This window comes from Fictibacillus sp. Mic-4, assembly GCF_049843615.1.
Lineage (GTDB): Bacteria > Bacillota > Bacilli > Bacillales > Fictibacillaceae > Fictibacillus_A > Fictibacillus_A gelatini.
Window position 1 is genome coordinate 1 of the sequence record NZ_JBBHZM010000024.1, and the last position, 15,714, is coordinate 15,714.

Annotated in this window: 15 protein-coding genes and 1 other annotated feature; all 15 genes read left to right on the plus strand. The window is 42.9% G+C overall.

Translation table 11 applies throughout. The annotated features are described in order from the left end of the window. Nucleotides 1-328: 328 nt before the first annotated feature. Complete coding sequence (locus tag WD019_RS14705) at nucleotides 329-796, plus strand: CtsR family transcriptional regulator (RefSeq protein ID WP_026678008.1); 468 nt, start codon at nucleotides 329-331, stop codon at nucleotides 794-796. 37 nt (nucleotides 797-833) lie between these two features. Beyond that, the gene (locus WD019_RS14710; RefSeq protein WP_026678009.1) at nucleotides 834-1,367 is read left to right on the plus strand and encodes a UvrB/UvrC motif-containing protein; all 534 of its coding nucleotides are present in this window, start codon (nucleotides 834-836) and stop codon (nucleotides 1,365-1,367) included. 6 nt (nucleotides 1,368-1,373) lie between these two features. Further along, a complete protein-coding gene (locus WD019_RS14715) occupies nucleotides 1,374-2,444 on the plus strand; it encodes a protein arginine kinase (protein ID WP_026678010.1) in 1,071 nt (356 codons plus the stop codon). 53 nt (nucleotides 2,445-2,497) lie between these two features. Next, the gene (gene clpC / locus WD019_RS14720; RefSeq protein WP_425711973.1) at nucleotides 2,498-4,930 is read left to right on the plus strand and encodes an ATP-dependent protease ATP-binding subunit ClpC; all 2,433 of its coding nucleotides are present in this window, start codon (nucleotides 2,498-2,500) and stop codon (nucleotides 4,928-4,930) included. 173 nt (nucleotides 4,931-5,103) lie between these two features. After that, complete coding sequence (gene radA / locus WD019_RS14725) at nucleotides 5,104-6,468, plus strand: DNA repair protein RadA (RefSeq protein WP_425711974.1); 1,365 nt, start codon at nucleotides 5,104-5,106, stop codon at nucleotides 6,466-6,468. An 81-nt stretch (nucleotides 6,469-6,549) separates the two neighbouring features. Next, nucleotides 6,550-7,623, plus strand: a complete 1,074-nt coding sequence (disA, locus tag WD019_RS14730; RefSeq protein WP_425711975.1) for a DNA integrity scanning diadenylate cyclase DisA — start codon at nucleotides 6,550-6,552, stop codon at nucleotides 7,621-7,623. 75 nt (nucleotides 7,624-7,698) lie between these two features. Continuing rightward, a complete protein-coding gene (locus WD019_RS14735) occupies nucleotides 7,699-8,790 on the plus strand; it encodes a PIN/TRAM domain-containing protein (protein WP_026678014.1) in 1,092 nt (363 codons plus the stop codon). 60 nt (nucleotides 8,791-8,850) lie between these two features. After that, nucleotides 8,851-9,540 carry a 2-C-methyl-D-erythritol 4-phosphate cytidylyltransferase gene (ispD, locus tag WD019_RS14740; protein WP_425711991.1) on the plus strand — a complete coding sequence of 230 codons (690 nt, stop codon included), beginning with the start codon at nucleotides 8,851-8,853 and terminating at the stop codon, nucleotides 9,538-9,540. Then, entirely contained in the window at nucleotides 9,540-10,016 is a 477-nt protein-coding gene (gene ispF, locus WD019_RS14745; RefSeq protein WP_026678016.1) for a 2-C-methyl-D-erythritol 2,4-cyclodiphosphate synthase, read from the plus strand. Before ispD ends, ispF begins: the two co-directional genes overlap by 1 nt. Nucleotides 10,017-10,053: 37 nt before the next feature. Further along, nucleotides 10,054-11,520, plus strand: a complete 1,467-nt coding sequence (gene gltX, locus WD019_RS14750) for a glutamate--tRNA ligase (RefSeq protein ID WP_425711976.1) — start codon at nucleotides 10,054-10,056, stop codon at nucleotides 11,518-11,520. Nucleotides 11,521-11,564: 44 nt separating this feature from the next. Next, nucleotides 11,565-11,834: a binding site (T-box leader), on the plus strand. Between the two features lie 107 nt (nucleotides 11,835-11,941). Next, a complete protein-coding gene (gene cysE / locus WD019_RS14755; RefSeq protein WP_026678019.1) occupies nucleotides 11,942-12,592 on the plus strand; it encodes a serine O-acetyltransferase in 651 nt (216 codons plus the stop codon). Continuing rightward, nucleotides 12,589-13,992, plus strand: a complete 1,404-nt coding sequence (gene cysS / locus WD019_RS14760) for a cysteine--tRNA ligase (protein ID WP_425711977.1) — start codon at nucleotides 12,589-12,591, stop codon at nucleotides 13,990-13,992. The genes cysE and cysS overlap by 4 nt, the downstream gene beginning before the upstream one ends. Then, on the plus strand, nucleotides 13,989-14,399 hold the full coding sequence (locus tag WD019_RS14765) for a Mini-ribonuclease 3 (protein WP_035350877.1): 411 nt from the start codon (nucleotides 13,989-13,991) through the stop codon (nucleotides 14,397-14,399). The genes cysS and WD019_RS14765 overlap by 4 nt, the downstream gene beginning before the upstream one ends. Next, a complete protein-coding gene (rlmB, locus tag WD019_RS14770) occupies nucleotides 14,396-15,142 on the plus strand; it encodes a 23S rRNA (guanosine(2251)-2'-O)-methyltransferase RlmB (protein ID WP_425711978.1) in 747 nt (248 codons plus the stop codon). Before WD019_RS14765 ends, rlmB begins: the two co-directional genes overlap by 4 nt. Then, entirely contained in the window at nucleotides 15,139-15,651 is a 513-nt protein-coding gene (locus tag WD019_RS14775) for an NYN domain-containing protein (protein WP_026678023.1), read from the plus strand. The genes rlmB and WD019_RS14775 overlap by 4 nt, the downstream gene beginning before the upstream one ends. Nucleotides 15,652-15,714: the final 63 nt, after the last annotated feature.

Genomic DNA, 15,714 nt, shown 5'->3' on the forward strand with positions numbered 1-15,714 from the left:
GCTCTTCAGCGCCGATGGTAATTGGGGGCTTCCCCCTGTGAGAGTAGGACGTTGCCAGGCCAATTGAGACTCCGTTGGATTTTCCAGCGGAGTCTTTTTGTTGTTCCAAAAGGACAAACCTTAATTGTTTAAGGCATTCTTTAAAGAATTTGAAGTATTTTGGCGGTTAAATGGGCAGGGAATCGGCAATAATGTTTAGCTAGAAAGTTGCAAAAAGAACCGGTCACTCGATATAATAAAAGTACAAAGTCAAAGATAGTCAAAGTCAATTTGTGAGTAACATTCCTGTTAAATTCTTTGATTACTGCTAAACGGAAGGGGGGAGAGGATGAAAAACATATCGGATATTATTGAAGAGTATCTAAAACAAATTTTAGCCAATGCAAAGGAACGAGCGATAGAAATTAAACGAACCGATATTGCGGAAAAATTCCAATGTGTCCCTTCCCAAATTAATTATGTCATTAATACAAGATTTACGGTTGAGAAAGGCTTCTTAGTTGAAAGCAAAAGAGGCGGTGGCGGTTACATTCGAATAATGAAAGTCCAAACTGAGGATTATGTCGATCTTATTGACCAATTGCTTGTTCTCATCGGAGATCATATTTCACAAGCGAATGCCGAAAATGTTATTGTCAGGCTGCACGAAGAACAAGTTATTTCTGAAAGGGAAGCACGGATTATGTTAAGCGTGATAAACCGTTCTGTGCTCACGATCGACCTTCCGAAACGCGATCAGCTAAGGGCTGAACTTTTAAAAGCGATGATCCACACATTAAAATATAGAACCAGATAAGTTCGGTTCACATTTACTAATTAGGGAGGGAGAAATCATGTATTGTCAGGAATGTCATGAACGCCCCGCGACACTTCATTTTACAAAAATTCTAAACGGCAAAAAAATGGAGTTTCATATCTGTGAACATTGTGCAAAAGAAAAAGGAGAATTTATTCCGGGGTCGAATACTTTTTCTATCCACCAATTATTATCCGGTTTGCTTCATGGGGATCCTTACTTTTCAGACAATACGTCTTCAGAATTTATTCAGCCATCGCTTAAATGTGAGCGATGCGGAATGACGTATTACCAGTTTGCCAAAGTTGGGCGCTTTGGCTGCAGCAACTGTTATGATGTATTTGATCCAAAACTTGATCCAATATTAAAACGGGTTCATGGCGGAAATACAAGGCATGCGGGCAAAATCCCACTTCGAATCGGCAATCATCTTCAAGAAAAAAGGCGATTGGAAACTTTGAAGCAAGAGATGCAACAGTATGTGATGCAAGAAGAGTTTGAAAAAGCGGCCGAAATTCGGGATCAAATTCGGAACATAGAAAAACGTATTCAGAAAGGGAAGGGGGAGTAATACTCTATGTCACTTGAACGTTTTATAAGTGAAGCCATTTGTCCCTGGATGAAAAAAGAAGGTCCGGATTCAGATATTGTTTTAAGCAGCCGAATCCGTTTAGCACGAAACTTAAAAGATTATATTTTTCCTACACTTGCTTCAAAAAATGAAGCAGAGAGTGTTATTCAAACGATCGAAAAGGGTATAAAAGATCAAACGTATAGCACCATCGGGAATTTTGAATTGTTATACATGGATGCGTTAAAGCCAAATGAAAAAAGAGTATTTGTAGAAAAACATTTAATTAGCCCACATTTGGCTGAACAATCCCGGTATGGGGCAGTTTTATTAAATAATGACGAATCGGTAAGCATTATGATTAACGAGGAAGACCATATTCGCATTCAATGCCTTTTCCCCGGGTTCCAACTGAGGGAAGCATTAACACTTGCAAATGGAATTGATGATTGGATTGAACAAAGGGTCGATTATGCTTTTGATGAACACCGGGGTTACTTGACAAGTTGTCCGACCAATGTCGGTACGGGCCTGCGGGCTTCCGTCATGATGCATCTTCCCGCTCTTGTATTAACAAAGCAAATGAGCCGCATTATTCCGGCCATCAATCAACTTGGGTTAGTGGTGAGAGGCATTTACGGGGAAGGAACAGAAGCGCAAGGCAATATCTTTCAAATCTCTAACCAGATGACATTAGGAAAATCAGAAGAAGATATTATCGAGGATTTGCACAGTGTTGTCATGCAATTGATTCAGCAAGAAAGAGTTGCCCGGAAGACGTTATATGACAGCTTAAAAGTTCAATTGGAAGACCGTATTTTTCGATCCTATGGAGTTCTAGCCAATAGCCGTATCATTTCGTCAAAAGAAGCTGCCAAATGCTTGTCCGATGTTCGTTTAGGTATTGATTTAGGCCTCATAAAAGGATTGTCGCAATCGATTTTAAATGAACTTATGATACTTACACAGCCCGGGTTTTTGCAGCAATATTCGGGTGAATCACTCGATCCGGATGAGCGGGACATAAAAAGGGCCGCCCTCATTCGTGAACGATTAAAATTAGAAAACAACGCTTAACGTTTTTGTTCGCAATTTTGAAAGTAACTAAAAACTTAGGAGAGTGATTGAATATGATGTTTGGGCGATTTACTGAACGAGCACAAAAAGTATTGGCGCTTGCGCAAGAAGAAGCCATTCGTTTAGGCCACAACAATGTTGGCACCGAGCATGTGTTACTTGGTCTCATCCGCGAAGGGGAAGGGATTGCAGCTAAGGCATTGCACGTATTGGGCCTCGGGCCTGAGAAAATTCAAAAGGAAGTAGAAGCTTTAATTGGACGCGGGCAGGAAAACGTTCAAACCATTCATTACACTCCACGTGCTAAAAAAGTCATTGAGTTATCAATGGATGAGGCGCGAAAACTCGGCCATTCATATGTTGGCACCGAGCATATTCTACTAGGATTGATCCGTGAAGGAGAAGGGGTCGCTGCCCGTGTATTGAATAACCTTGGGGTAAGCTTAAACAAAGCCAGGCAGCAAGTGCTTCAACTTCTCGGAAGCAATGAAGCTTCTTCCGGACACCGGGGTTCATCTGCAAGTGCAAACACTCCGACATTAGACAGCCTCGCCCGAGACTTAACGGCAATTGCAAAGGATGGCAGCCTTGATCCTGTCATCGGCCGGGCAAAAGAAATTCAACGCGTGATTGAAGTGTTAAGCCGTCGGACGAAAAATAACCCGGTTTTAATTGGGGAGCCTGGAGTAGGGAAAACGGCAATTGCCGAAGGTCTCGCCCAACAAATCATTAATAATGAAGTGCCAGAAACACTTCGCGACAAGCGGGTTATGACGTTAGACATGGGGACAGTTGTTGCCGGAACAAAATACCGCGGCGAATTTGAGGATCGTTTGAAAAAAGTAATGGACGAAATTCGCCAGGCCGGAAATATTATTTTATTCATCGACGAACTCCATACTTTGATCGGTGCAGGAGGGGCAGAAGGCGCTATCGATGCTTCGAATATTTTAAAACCGGCCCTTGCCCGCGGGGAACTGCAATGTATCGGTGCAACGACGTTAGATGAATACCGTAAATATATTGAAAAAGATGCGGCGCTTGAACGGCGCTTTCAGCCGATTACGGTGGATGAGCCGACAAAAGAGGAAAGCATTCAAATTCTTGAAGGATTACGTGACCGCTATGAAGCTCACCATCGCGTAACAATTACAGATGAAGCGATTGAAGCGGCGGTTACATTATCCGATCGTTACATTTCCGATCGTTTCTTACCGGATAAAGCGATTGATTTAATTGATGAAGCAGCATCAAAAGTAAGGCTGCGTTCGTATACGGCACCGCCGAATTTAAAAGAATTAGAGCAAAAGCTTGAAGAGGTCAGGAAAGAAAAAGATGCAGCCGTTCAAAGCCAGGAGTTTGAAAAAGCAGCTTCCCTGCGCGATACGGAGCAGCGTTTGCGTGAAGAAGTAGAACAAACCAAAAATTTATGGAAAGAAAAACAGGGTAAAGAAAATACGGAAGTAACACCAGAAGACATTGCCCAGGTCGTTTCTAGCTGGACGGGGGTTCCGGTGTCGAAGCTGGCGGAGGAAGAAACAGAACGTCTGTTAAAATTAGAGGAAATTCTTCATAGCCGCGTCATTGGCCAGGAAGAAGCCGTACAGTCGATTTCCAAAGCCATTCGCAGGGCGCGGGCCGGCTTAAAAGATCCAAAACGGCCGATCGGTTCTTTCATTTTCCTCGGGCCAACAGGCGTAGGGAAAACGGAGCTTGCAAGAGCTGTAGCCGAAGCGCTCTTTGGGGATGAAGATGCAATTATTCGTATTGACATGTCTGAGTACATGGAGAAACATACAACATCTCGTCTCGTTGGTTCGCCTCCGGGGTATGTCGGCCATGAAGAAGGCGGACAATTGACTGAAAAAGTTCGCCGCAAGCCTTATTCGGTTATCTTGTTGGATGAAATTGAAAAAGCTCACCCTGAAGTGTTCAATATTTTACTTCAAGTTCTTGAAGATGGCCGATTAACGGATTCAAAAGGAAGAACTGTCGATTTTAGAAATACTGTTGTTATTATGACATCCAATGTCGGCGCAAGCACGCTCAAACGCAATCGTTCACTCGGATTTACGGTTCACAGTGAAGACCAAAAATATAACGACATGAAATCAAAAGTGATGGATGAGCTAAAACGTTCCTTTAGACCGGAGTTTTTAAACCGGATCGACGAGATTATCGTCTTCCATGCACTTGAAAAAGAGCATTTAAAGAAAATTATTACACTAATGTCCGAGTCGCTCTCTAAGCGGCTAAAAGATCAGGGCATTGATATTGAAATCACAGATGCTGCGCTTGATAAAATTACAGAGGAAGGATACGATCCGGAATACGGTGCACGACCGCTTCGCCGGGCACTGCAACGTAAAATTGAAGACCGCCTGTCCGAAGAATTACTAAAAGGTACGATTTCCAAAGGGCAGAAGGTAAAAATAGATGTAACGGATAACGATTTTGTTGTTGAAGCTGTTGGCGTAAATTCATAAACTGGCCAGACCCGGAAGAGAGTATCTTCCGGGTTTTTGTCGAATCTTAATAGAAAATTATTATGCATTTTTATTATCTCGAATTGGAAAGGGCTGTTAGGTTTTTGTTAATATAAAATAAATAGGATATATAAAAACGAAATGTATAGATCATTATTAGTAGAGGAGAAAAAATGGCCAAAGCGAAATCGATATTTATGTGCCAGGAATGCGGATACGAATCGCCTAAATGGATGGGCAGATGCCCCGGATGCGGCGAGTGGAATAAAATGGTCGAAGAAGTACTAAAGCCTGCCGGACCGACTCGCGGATTGACTTCTGAAACGAAGTCCGCTCAAAAGCCGCAATCCATCATTGAAGTGAAAAGCGAGGCGGAAGCGCGCATTCATACTCATTATTCAGAATTAAACCGTGTGCTTGGCGGTGGAATTGTTCCGGGTTCTTTAATTTTAGTCGGAGGAGACCCCGGGATTGGAAAATCAACGCTTCTGCTGCAAACATCAGCGCAACTGGCCGACTTAAAATTGAAAGTCCTTTATATATCAGGTGAGGAATCGGTGAAGCAAACGAAATTGCGTGCCGACCGTTTAAATATTGCAGTAGAAGATTTATTTGTTCTTGCGGAAACCGACCTTGCGTTAATCGAAAAGGCGGTAGATGAACTCCAGCCTGCGGTCGTCATCATCGACTCTATCCAAACCGTTTACCGTTCTGAAGTGACATCCGCACCAGGAAGTGTTTCGCAGGTGAGGGAATGTACAGGTCATTTTATGCGGATTGCGAAAACGAAAGGAATCGCCATTTTTATTGTCGGACATGTGACGAAAGAAGGATCAATCGCCGGTCCGCGGCTTTTAGAACATATGGTTGATGCCGTCCTTTATTTTGAAGGGGAGCGTCATCATACGTTTCGAATTTTACGGGCGGTAAAGAACCGTTTCGGGTCAACGAATGAAATCGGAGTATTTGAAATGAAAGAAATGGGTCTAACCGAAGTGTTAAATCCTTCTGAAATCTTTCTTGAAGAACGGTCGAAAGGGATGGCAGGTTCAACGGTTGTTGCCTCGTTGGAAGGAACGAGACCGATGCTTGTTGAAATTCAGGCTTTAATCACGCCGACTAGCTTTGGAAATCCAAGAAGGATGGCAACCGGGATAGACCACAATCGAGTTTCGCTGCTTATGGCTGTTCTTGAAAAAAGGGTCGGTCTGCTACTGCAAAACCAGGATGCCTATTTAAATGTGGCTGGAGGCGTTCGTTTGGATGAGCCCGCGATTGATTTAGCCATTACGGTAAGCGTCGCTTCAAGTTTTAGAGATGTTCCCACACGCCCGACGGATTGTATAATAGGTGAAGTAGGGTTAACAGGGGAGGTTCGTCGCGTTTCCCGTATTGAACAGCGGATCCATGAAGCGGCAAAATTGGGGTTTGAGCGGGCCATTATCCCCGATAAAAACCTTGGTGGATGGACAGTACCAAAAGGAATCAAAGTAATCGGAGTGTCTACTGTAGAAGAAGCTCTGCAGTTTGCGCTTTAGACCGATAATCATTAATCTCATTTGAGCGAAAGAACGAAGGGGCTTAAATTGCAGCCACTGAAGTGAAAGAAGGGTTAAGCAATGGATCATACGGTAAAAGAAACGATCATAAGCGAAATGCTTAAGTTTGTTGCGCCGGGAACACCGCTTCGGGAAGGAATAGACAATGTCCTTCGTGCGAATACGGGTGGACTAATTGTTGTTGGATATAATGATAAAGTGACGCAGCTTGTAGAAGGCGGTTTTTCCATTAACTGCAAATACTCTCCTGCAGCCCTTTATGAATTGGCGAAGATGGACGGTGCAATTATTTTAAATGAAGATGCAGGTCGAATTTTATATGCAAACACACAACTTGTGCCCGATACGTCGATTCCTTCAAGTGAAACGGGTATTCGCCATCGGACAGCTGAACGGGTAGCCAGGCAAACGGGGAATCTGGTCATTTCCATTTCCCAGAGGCGTAACGTCATTACATTATATCAAGGGTTAATACGATATTCTTTAAAAGACATTGGCGTTATTTTAACGAAGGCCAATCAGGCCATCCAAACACTTGAAAAATATAAAGTCGTCTATGATCAGAGCGTAACGAATCTCGGCGCGCTTGAATTTGAGGAGCTTGTGACGTTCCAGGAAGTCTCTCAAGTCATTCATCGCATTGAAATGGTTCTAAGGATAAAAAATGAAATCATAAAATATTTAAATGAACTTGGTGTCGAAGGGCGGCTAATTCGCATGCAAATGGAAGAATTGGTCGGTGAGATTGAAGATGAGGCGGTTCTTTTAATTAAAGACTATATGAAAGATAAGAAGCAGGATCCCCATCATATTCTTCGCCAATTAAAAAAGATTTCAAGTGAGGAACTATTTGATGAAAATGTCATTGCCAAACTGCTTGGTTATTCTCAGTCGATAAGCCATCAGGAGGAGCCGATTTACCCAAGAGGGTACCGGATTCTATCGAAAATCCCGAGATTGCCTTCATTGATCGTTGAAAATTTAACGGATACTTTTGAAAATTTGCCTCATATTCTTCGGGCATCGATCAAAGATTTGGATGAAGTGGAAGGAATCGGGGAAATCCGTGCGAAAAAAATAAAGGATGGCCTAAAAAGAATTCAAGAACAGCTTTTTGTAGACAGGCATATATAAATTTTTATGAAAATAATGATCCGATGTTTTCAAATACGGCATTCTGTAAATAATGATTAGGGGAGGTGAAAACGCATGCTAAAAAGATTTGTTCAACTGTTTTTCGTTGTTGTCGGCGGCATGCTCGGTTTTTTATTTGTACCTGACCTTATCCGGATATTAAATATAGGGAATGTGCCGTCACAATTAACGTCTGCATATGCCGGAGCTGTCATTGGTGCACTTATTTTCTTTTTATTAACATTTTGGATCTCTGACTATATTGTCGGATTGATTCGCTGGGTAGAGGAAACCCTTGTCAAAGCCCCGGTTGCGGAAGTATTATTTGGAACGTTAGGATTAATTATTGGACTTATTGTTGCCTATTTTGGTTCAATACAATTAAATCATGTAAGCATTCCAGTTGTGAGTTCGGTTTTGCCATTCTTTATTACATTTTTATTAGGTTACCTTGGATTCCAGGTCGGTTTTAAGAAACGAGAGGAACTCGGCTCGTTATTTTCGCTTAATCGCGCAGGAAAAGAACGGAAAAAAGAAGCGGAAGAAGAAAAGAAACGGAATAAATACAAGATCCTTGATACGAGCGTTATCATTGACGGACGAATAGCGGATATTTGCCAGACCGGGTTTTTGGAAGGTCCGCTTATTATTCCCCGGTTTGTATTGGAAGAGCTGCAGCATATCGCTGATTCCTCGGATGTATTAAAAAGGAATCGCGGAAGAAGAGGGCTTGATATTTTAAACCGGATTCAAAAGGAGCTATCTATTAAGGTTGAAATCTATGAGGGAGATTTCGAGGAAGTATCCGAAGTCGACAGCAAACTAGTGAAACTCGCGCAGCTTTTATCCGGTATCGTCGTGACGAACGATTTTAATTTAAATAAAGTTTGCGAGCTTCAAAATGTGTTAGTATTAAATATAAATGATCTGGCTAATGCAGTAAAGCCCGTTGTACTTCCTGGAGAAGAATTAGTCGTTCAAGTCATTAAGGATGGAAAAGAGCACAACCAGGGTGTTGGCTATTTGGATGACGGCACGATGATCGTCGTTGAAGAAGGGCGTAATTATATCGGAAAGACAATTGATGTCCTTGTGACAAGTGTCCTTCAGACATCAGCAGGGAGAATGATATTCGCCAAGCCAAAGCTGCTTGAGAAAGCATTGTAATATTTGTTAAATATGTAAAGGTGGACAACTTTACTAAATAGCGGGGTATATTGAATGTCAATGTATAGCGTAGTCATTCCCGCCGCCGGGCAAGGGAAGCGAATGAAAGCGGGAAAAAACAAACTATGGATCGAGCTTGCGGGCAAGCCTATCCTTTCTCATACGATACAAGTATTTGAAAACGATCCATGGTGCCGGGAAGTTATACTTGTCGGCAATACAAGCGAACTTGATCAATTGAAGCATCTTAAAGCCAGCTATCAGTTTTGTAAAGTCACCCAGATTGTCCCGGGTGGCGAAGAACGCCAACAGAGCGTGTTTGAAGGTTTGAAACGTTTAACTGGAGACGACTCCATCGTGCTCATTCATGACGGGGCTCGCCCTTTTATCGGGCAAGATAGCATTCATCAATTGGTTCAGTTAACGGAAAAGACGGGAGCGGCAGTTATCGCCGTTCCCATTAAAGATACAGTAAAAAAAGTGATGGATCATCAAGTGGTTACAACGATCGATCGCTCAAGCTTGTGGGCTGTCCAAACACCACAAGCTTTTCGTCTGTCTATCGTATTTGACGCCCACAAACAGGCTGCCCAGGAAAATTACATCGGCACCGATGACGCAAGCCTGGTTGAGCGGTATGGGCAGACCGTATCCATTGTTGAAGGAGATTACTTTAACATTAAATTAACGACAGTCGAGGATTTAGTGATTGCAAAAGCGATACTTTCAGAAAGTAGGGGAAGAATATAATGATTCGTGTTGGACAAGGGTTTGACGTTCATCAATTAACTGACAATCGTCCATTAATCATTGGCGGTGTGACGATACCGTATGAAAAAGGTTTACTCGGTCATTCGGATGCAGACGTATTGCTTCATGCCATTACCGATGCCCTTCTAGGGGCGGCTGGTCTCGGGGATATCGGCAAGCATTTTCCGGATACAGACATTGCGTTTAAGGATGCGGATTCAAAAAAATTGCTTCTTGATGCATGGAAGCTTGTGAAAGAGAAAGGATATTCTTTCGGCAACGTTGACTGTACCATTATTGCGCAACAACCAAAAATGGCGCCATACATTGAACAAATGCGTCAGGTGATTGCCTCTATTTTCCAAGTGGAAATCGATCAAGTGAATGTGAAGGCAACAACAACCGAGAAACTTGGATTTCCGGGCCGTGGGGAAGGTATTGCCGCTCAAGCTATTGTTTTAATTACAAGATCGTAATAAAATATAAAACAAACGATTATTGGAGTGAAAAAGAATGTCGAAAGAAGTAAGGGTCCGCTATGCACCGAGCCCAACAGGGAATTTACATATCGGAAATACGAGAACGGCGTTGTTTAATTATTTATTTGCGCGCCATATGGGCGGGAAGTTCATTGTTCGAATTGAAGATACGGACCAGAAGCGCAATAAAGAAGGCGGAGAAGAAAGCCAGTTCAAATATTTGAAATGGTTAGGCATAGAATGGGACGAAAGTGTCGATGTCGGCGGGGAATATGGCCCTTATCGCCAAATGGAACGACTGGATCGTTATAAAGAGCTTTATGAAGACCTGTTAGAGCGAGGTCTTGCTTATAAATGTTACTGTACGGAAGAGGAATTGGAACAAGCGCGCGAGGAGCAAATGGCAAAAGGGGAGACTCCTCGTTATTCCGGGAAATGCCGTCACTTGACAAGGGACGAGCAAGAAGCTTATGAAAAAGAAGGACGCAGGCCAAGCATCCGTTTTGCCGTGCCCGCTGATCGAACGTTTGCATTTGACGATATCGTTAAAGGCAATGTATCGTTTGAGTCCAATGACATTGGCGACTTTGTCATTGTGAAAAAAGATGGCATTCCGACTTATAACTTTGCCGTTGCGGCTGATGACCATGATATGAAGATTTCCCATGTCCTTCGTGGTGATGAGCATATTTCCAACACACCGAAACAATTGATGGTGTATGATGCATTTGGCTGGGAGCCGCCAATTTTCGGCCATATGACGTTGATATTGAATGAAAATCGCAAGAAACTAAGCAAGCGAGATGAATCGGTGATCCAGTTTATTGAGCAATATGAGCAATTAGGCTACTTGCCGGAAGCGATGGTTAACTTTATTGCACTGTTAGGGTGGTCGCCGGTAGGAGAAGAAGAGATTTTCAGCATGAAGGAGCTCATTGAGATTTTCGATCCGGCCCGTTTATCCAAATCACCGGCTGTATTTGATAATCAGAAATTGACGTGGGTGAACAATCAATATATGAAAAAGCAAGACTTAGAAACGGTTGTGAACCTTGCGCTGCCGCATCTTATTAAAGCGGGGCGTGTAAGTGAACATGTAACAGAAAAAGAACGGGATTGGATCACGAAGCTGGTTGCCCTTTACAAAGATCAAATGAGCTATGGAGCGGAAATCGTTGAGCTATCGGAAATGTTCTTTAAAGAAATGATTGAATATGACGAGGAAGCACTTAACGTTTTAAAAGGGGATACGGTCCCGCAAGTAATGGAATCATTTTTAAACCACGTAAAAGAAAGTGAAAGCTTTGAGCCGCCCGATGTAAAAGCGCTCATTAAAGCGACACAAAAAGAAACGGGTCAAAAAGGGAAAAACTTATTCATGCCGATTCGTGTCGCAACAACAGGGCAAACCCACGGGCCTGAACTTCCAGACTCTTTATCATTGCTTGGGAAAGATGTTGTTATTGCTAGATTAGAAAAAGTTTTAAAAGAAATTAGTTAACATTTTGCTTTATTTGTAATATAGTATAAGAAAATTAAAATGGATGTAAAGCAAGGAAGAGGAGAGTAGACTTTATCGCCTTTCTTGAAAGAGAGAACCATCATTGGCTGAAAGTGGTTTAAGAAAGAATAAGTCGAAGTGCACCTCGGAGCCCTTTGTCGAAATAGAAGCAGTTGGGTACAGAAGGAAGAGTCAGTCCCCACTTCCCACTTCTAGAATAGACAAAGGCGGAAACTCCCCGTTACGGAGAAAAGGGAACGGTGGAAATTTGCCGTTAAACAGAGTGGAACCGCGCAACATTAAGCGTCTCTGTGCTAAAACGCACAGGGGCGCTTTTCTTTATAGGCAAAGTGCCGCCTGGCTTTGTTTTTTGCTAAAAGCATCTACACAATTCATGATGACAAAATAGGGGGTTAGAATGATGTGGGGGAAACTCCGTGAAGATATCCAAGTTGTATTTGAAAAAGATCCTGCAGCGCGCAGCACGCTGGAAGTTGTGCTTACGTACTCTGGTCTTCATGCCATCTGGGCACACCGGGTCGCTCATTGGCTTTTTCAAAGAAAGTTTCGGTTCCTTGCCCGGGTTATTTCACAAGTAAGCCGTTTTTTTACCGGAATCGAAATTCATCCCGGGGCGCAAATTGGCAGGCGGTTTTTTATCGACCATGGAATGGGTGTTGTCATTGGGGAAACATGTATTATCGGGGATGATGTCACCGTTTATCAAGGAGTTACGCTCGGCGGAACGGGGAAGGAAAAAGGAAAGCGCCACCCGACAATTGAGGATCATGCCCTGATTGCAACCGGGGCAAAGGTGTTAGGATCGATTACAATTGGAAAAAATTCAAAGGTAGGGGCAGGATCTGTCGTCCTTCAAAACGTTCCTCCAAATGCCACGGTAGTCGGTATCCCGGGGCGTGTCGTTATTCAGGATGGCGTAAAAGTAGGAAAAGAATTGGATCATTGCGACCTGCCGGATCCGGTGGCTGATCGATTTCGCGAGCTTCAAGATGAAATTGAAAAGTTGCGAACAGAAATCGAACATTTACAAAAAGGAAGTGGAGTACGATGAGTATTGTTATTTATAATACGCTGACCCGGGAAAAAGAAACGTTTCAACCGCTGGAAGAAGGAAAGGTAAAAATTTATGTGTGCGGACCGACCGTTTACAACTATATTCATATTGGCAATGCCAGGCCGGCGATCGTTTTTGATACGGTCAGGCGCTATTTTGAATATCGCGGGTTTGATGTCCAATTTGTATCCAATTTTACAGATGTCGATGATAAGTTAATAAAAGCTGCAAACGAACTTGGAGAAGATGTTCCAACAATTGCTGAACGGTTTATTCATGCTTACCATGAAGATGTGAGCGCGCTTGGGGTACGGAAAGCGGATTGCCATCCACGCGTGACAGAAACGATGCCGGAAATCATTGATTTTATTGATCAATTGATTGCCAAGGGCTATGCCTATGAAGCCGAAGGAGACGTTTATTTTAAAACGAGAGCATTCGAGGACTATGGCAAACTTTCTCATCAATCCATCAATGACCTTCGCTCAGGCGCCCGCATCGAAATCGGTGAAAAAAAGCACGATCCGCTTGATTTTGCGCTCTGGAAAGCAGCGAAGAAAGGAGAAATCTCCTGGGAAAGTCCATGGGGGAAAGGGCGGCCAGGCTGGCATATTGAATGCTCGGCAATGGCAAGGAAATTTTTAGGAGATACGATTGATATTCACGGCGGCGGCCAAGATTTAGCCTTTCCGCATCATGAAAATGAAATCGCCCAATCCGAATGCTTAAATGAGGCACCGATGGCGAGATATTGGATGCATAACGGGTATATTAATATTAATAATGAGAAAATGTCCAAATCACTCGGCAACTTTGTTCTTGTCCACGACATGATTAAAGAGCATGATCCACAGGTTATCCGTTTCTTTATGCTTGCCGTTCACTATCGAAACCCGATTAATTTTAGCAATGAACTGTTAGAAAGCGCAAAAACCGGGTTAAATCGTATTCGCACGGCTTACGAAAATGTGAAGCATCGCCTGTCCATCAGTGCCAACCTGGCGCAAAACGAGGAAAAGTGGACAAAAAAAATCGAAGAACTTCGTCAAGATTTTATTCGTGAAATGGACGACGACTTCAATACGGCAAATGCAATTGCTGTTTTGTTTGAAGCAGCGAAGGAAGCGAACCTTTATTTGCAAGAAGAAAACACATCGACAACCGTCCTTTCTGCATTTATCGGGTTATTTGAAGAATTAACAGGCGTTCTCGGCTTAACATTAACAAAGGAAGAAGAACTGTTAGATGAGGAGATCGAGGCATTAATTCAAGAACGAAATGAGGCGCGAAAAGAACGGAACTTTGCCCGGGCGGATGAAATACGCGATGAACTCCGTGCGAAGAATATCATCCTTGAGGATACACCGCAGGGCGTCCGTTGGAAAAGACAATCATGAAATTAGCGGATATTAAACAATTAAATGGTGTGACATTGGCTTATATGGGTGATGCCGTTCTTGAATCATTCGTTCGGCATCACCTGATACATGCTGGACAAGTCAAGCCAAATAAGCTGCATCAATTGGCAACGAACTATGTTTCAGCAAAAGCCCAGGCGAAAGTCGTGACGCAATTACTTGCCGAAAATTATTTTACCGAGGAAGAGGCAGGCATTATTATGCGCGGAAGAAACGCGAAACAAGGAACCGTCCCTAAAAATACGGACATTCAAACCTATCGTTATGGGACAGGCTATGAAGCTTTATTGGGCTATCATTTTTTATTGGAAAATAACGAACGGTTAACGGAAATTTTACAAAAAACGTGTCAAATTATTGAAGAAGAGGGGAGTGAATCAACATGAGCCACGAATGGGTAGCAGGAAGAAATCCCGTTTTAGAAGTGCTTCGTTCAGGACGGGATATTAATAAAATCATGATCGGCGAAGGCTCCCAAAAAGGGCCGATTCATCAGGTAATCAAGCTTGCAAAGGAGAAAAATGTACTCGTTCAGCACGTGCCGAAGCAAAAGCTTGACCAATTAAGCGACGGGGCCAATCATCAAGGGGTTATGGCGTTTGTCGCTTCTTATGAATATGCCGATATGGAAGATCTGTTTAAAAAGGCGGAAGAAAGAGGCGAAGAACCGTTTTTTATTTTACTTGATGAAATCGAGGATCCTCATAATCTTGGCTCCATTTTGCGGACGGCAGATGCAGTCGGTGCCCACGGTATTATTATTCCAAAAAGGCGGGCAGTCGGATTAACGGCAGCCGTTGCCAAAGCTTCAACAGGTGCAATCGAATACGTCCCGGTTGTTCGTGTCACCAATATGGTGCAAACGATGAAAGAATTAAAAGAACGCGGACTCTGGTTCGTTGGAGCGGATATGAAAGGTAACGAAGATTATCGTGAAGCGAATTTTAACATGCCGCTCGGTCTTGTTATCGGCAGTGAAGGAAAGGGCATCGGACGGCTAGTAAAAGATACGTGTGACTTTCTTATCCGTCTTCCGATGAGGGGGAAGGTTACTTCTTTAAACGCTTCTGTAGCAGCAGGTTTATTGCTGTATGAAGTGTATCGAAAACGTCATCCGCTATCATCATGAACACTGTTTTAATTGTTGATGGTTATAACGTAATTGGAGCCTGGGAAGAACTCAGACACTTAAAAGAAATTGATTTTGCAAAAGCGAGAGATGTATTAATAGACAAAATGGCGGAATACCAGGCATATACTGGATATCGTGTCATTGTCGTATTTGATGCGCACATGATGCCGGGAATAGAAAAAAAGTCAAAAGACTACCGCGTTGAAGTTATTTTTACGAGGGAGAATGAAACGGCGGATGAACGGATTGAAAAATTAACGCTGGAGCTGAAAAATATCAATACCCGGATTTATGTCGCAACCTCAGACTATGCCGAGCAAAGAGCAATCTTTGGAAGCGGAGCCCTCAGAAAGTCGTCACGGGAATTGAAAACGGAAGTAAACCAGGTTGAAAAAAAGATTCAAGTGAAAGTAAAGGACACAAAAAAGAAAAAAAGCCTTGCTTCCATACCGATCCCGGACGAGCTTGTGGAAATATTCGAAAAATGGAGAAGAGGGAAAACATAAGAAATGTTGACGCATTTTTAAAGCTTGCTGTATAATATTACTATATGTGTTGGTTTTCATTAG

Excerpts from the sequence above, each read along its gene's own strand:
- WD019_RS14705 (WP_026678008.1), top strand. The coding sequence starts at position 329 with ATGAAAAACATATCGGATATTATTGAAGAGTATCTAAAACAAATTTTA.
- WD019_RS14710 (WP_026678009.1), top strand. The coding sequence starts at position 834 with ATGTATTGTCAGGAATGTCATGAACGCCCCGCGACACTTCATTTTACA.
- WD019_RS14715 (WP_026678010.1), top strand. The coding sequence starts at position 1,374 with ATGTCACTTGAACGTTTTATAAGTGAAGCCATTTGTCCCTGGATGAAA.
- clpC (WP_425711973.1), top strand. The coding sequence starts at position 2,498 with ATGATGTTTGGGCGATTTACTGAACGAGCACAAAAAGTATTGGCGCTT.
- radA (WP_425711974.1), top strand. The coding sequence starts at position 5,104 with ATGGCCAAAGCGAAATCGATATTTATGTGCCAGGAATGCGGATACGAA.
- disA (WP_425711975.1), top strand. The coding sequence starts at position 6,550 with ATGGATCATACGGTAAAAGAAACGATCATAAGCGAAATGCTTAAGTTT.
- WD019_RS14735 (WP_026678014.1), top strand. The coding sequence starts at position 7,699 with ATGCTAAAAAGATTTGTTCAACTGTTTTTCGTTGTTGTCGGCGGCATG.
- ispD (WP_425711991.1), top strand. The coding sequence starts at position 8,851 with ATGTATAGCGTAGTCATTCCCGCCGCCGGGCAAGGGAAGCGAATGAAA.
- ispF (WP_026678016.1), top strand. The coding sequence starts at position 9,540 with ATGATTCGTGTTGGACAAGGGTTTGACGTTCATCAATTAACTGACAAT.
- gltX (WP_425711976.1), top strand. The coding sequence starts at position 10,054 with ATGTCGAAAGAAGTAAGGGTCCGCTATGCACCGAGCCCAACAGGGAAT.
- cysE (WP_026678019.1), top strand. The coding sequence starts at position 11,942 with ATGTGGGGGAAACTCCGTGAAGATATCCAAGTTGTATTTGAAAAAGAT.
- cysS (WP_425711977.1), top strand. The coding sequence starts at position 12,589 with ATGAGTATTGTTATTTATAATACGCTGACCCGGGAAAAAGAAACGTTT.
- WD019_RS14765 (WP_035350877.1), top strand. The coding sequence starts at position 13,989 with ATGAAATTAGCGGATATTAAACAATTAAATGGTGTGACATTGGCTTAT.
- rlmB (WP_425711978.1), top strand. The coding sequence starts at position 14,396 with ATGAGCCACGAATGGGTAGCAGGAAGAAATCCCGTTTTAGAAGTGCTT.
- WD019_RS14775 (WP_026678023.1), top strand. The coding sequence starts at position 15,139 with ATGAACACTGTTTTAATTGTTGATGGTTATAACGTAATTGGAGCCTGG.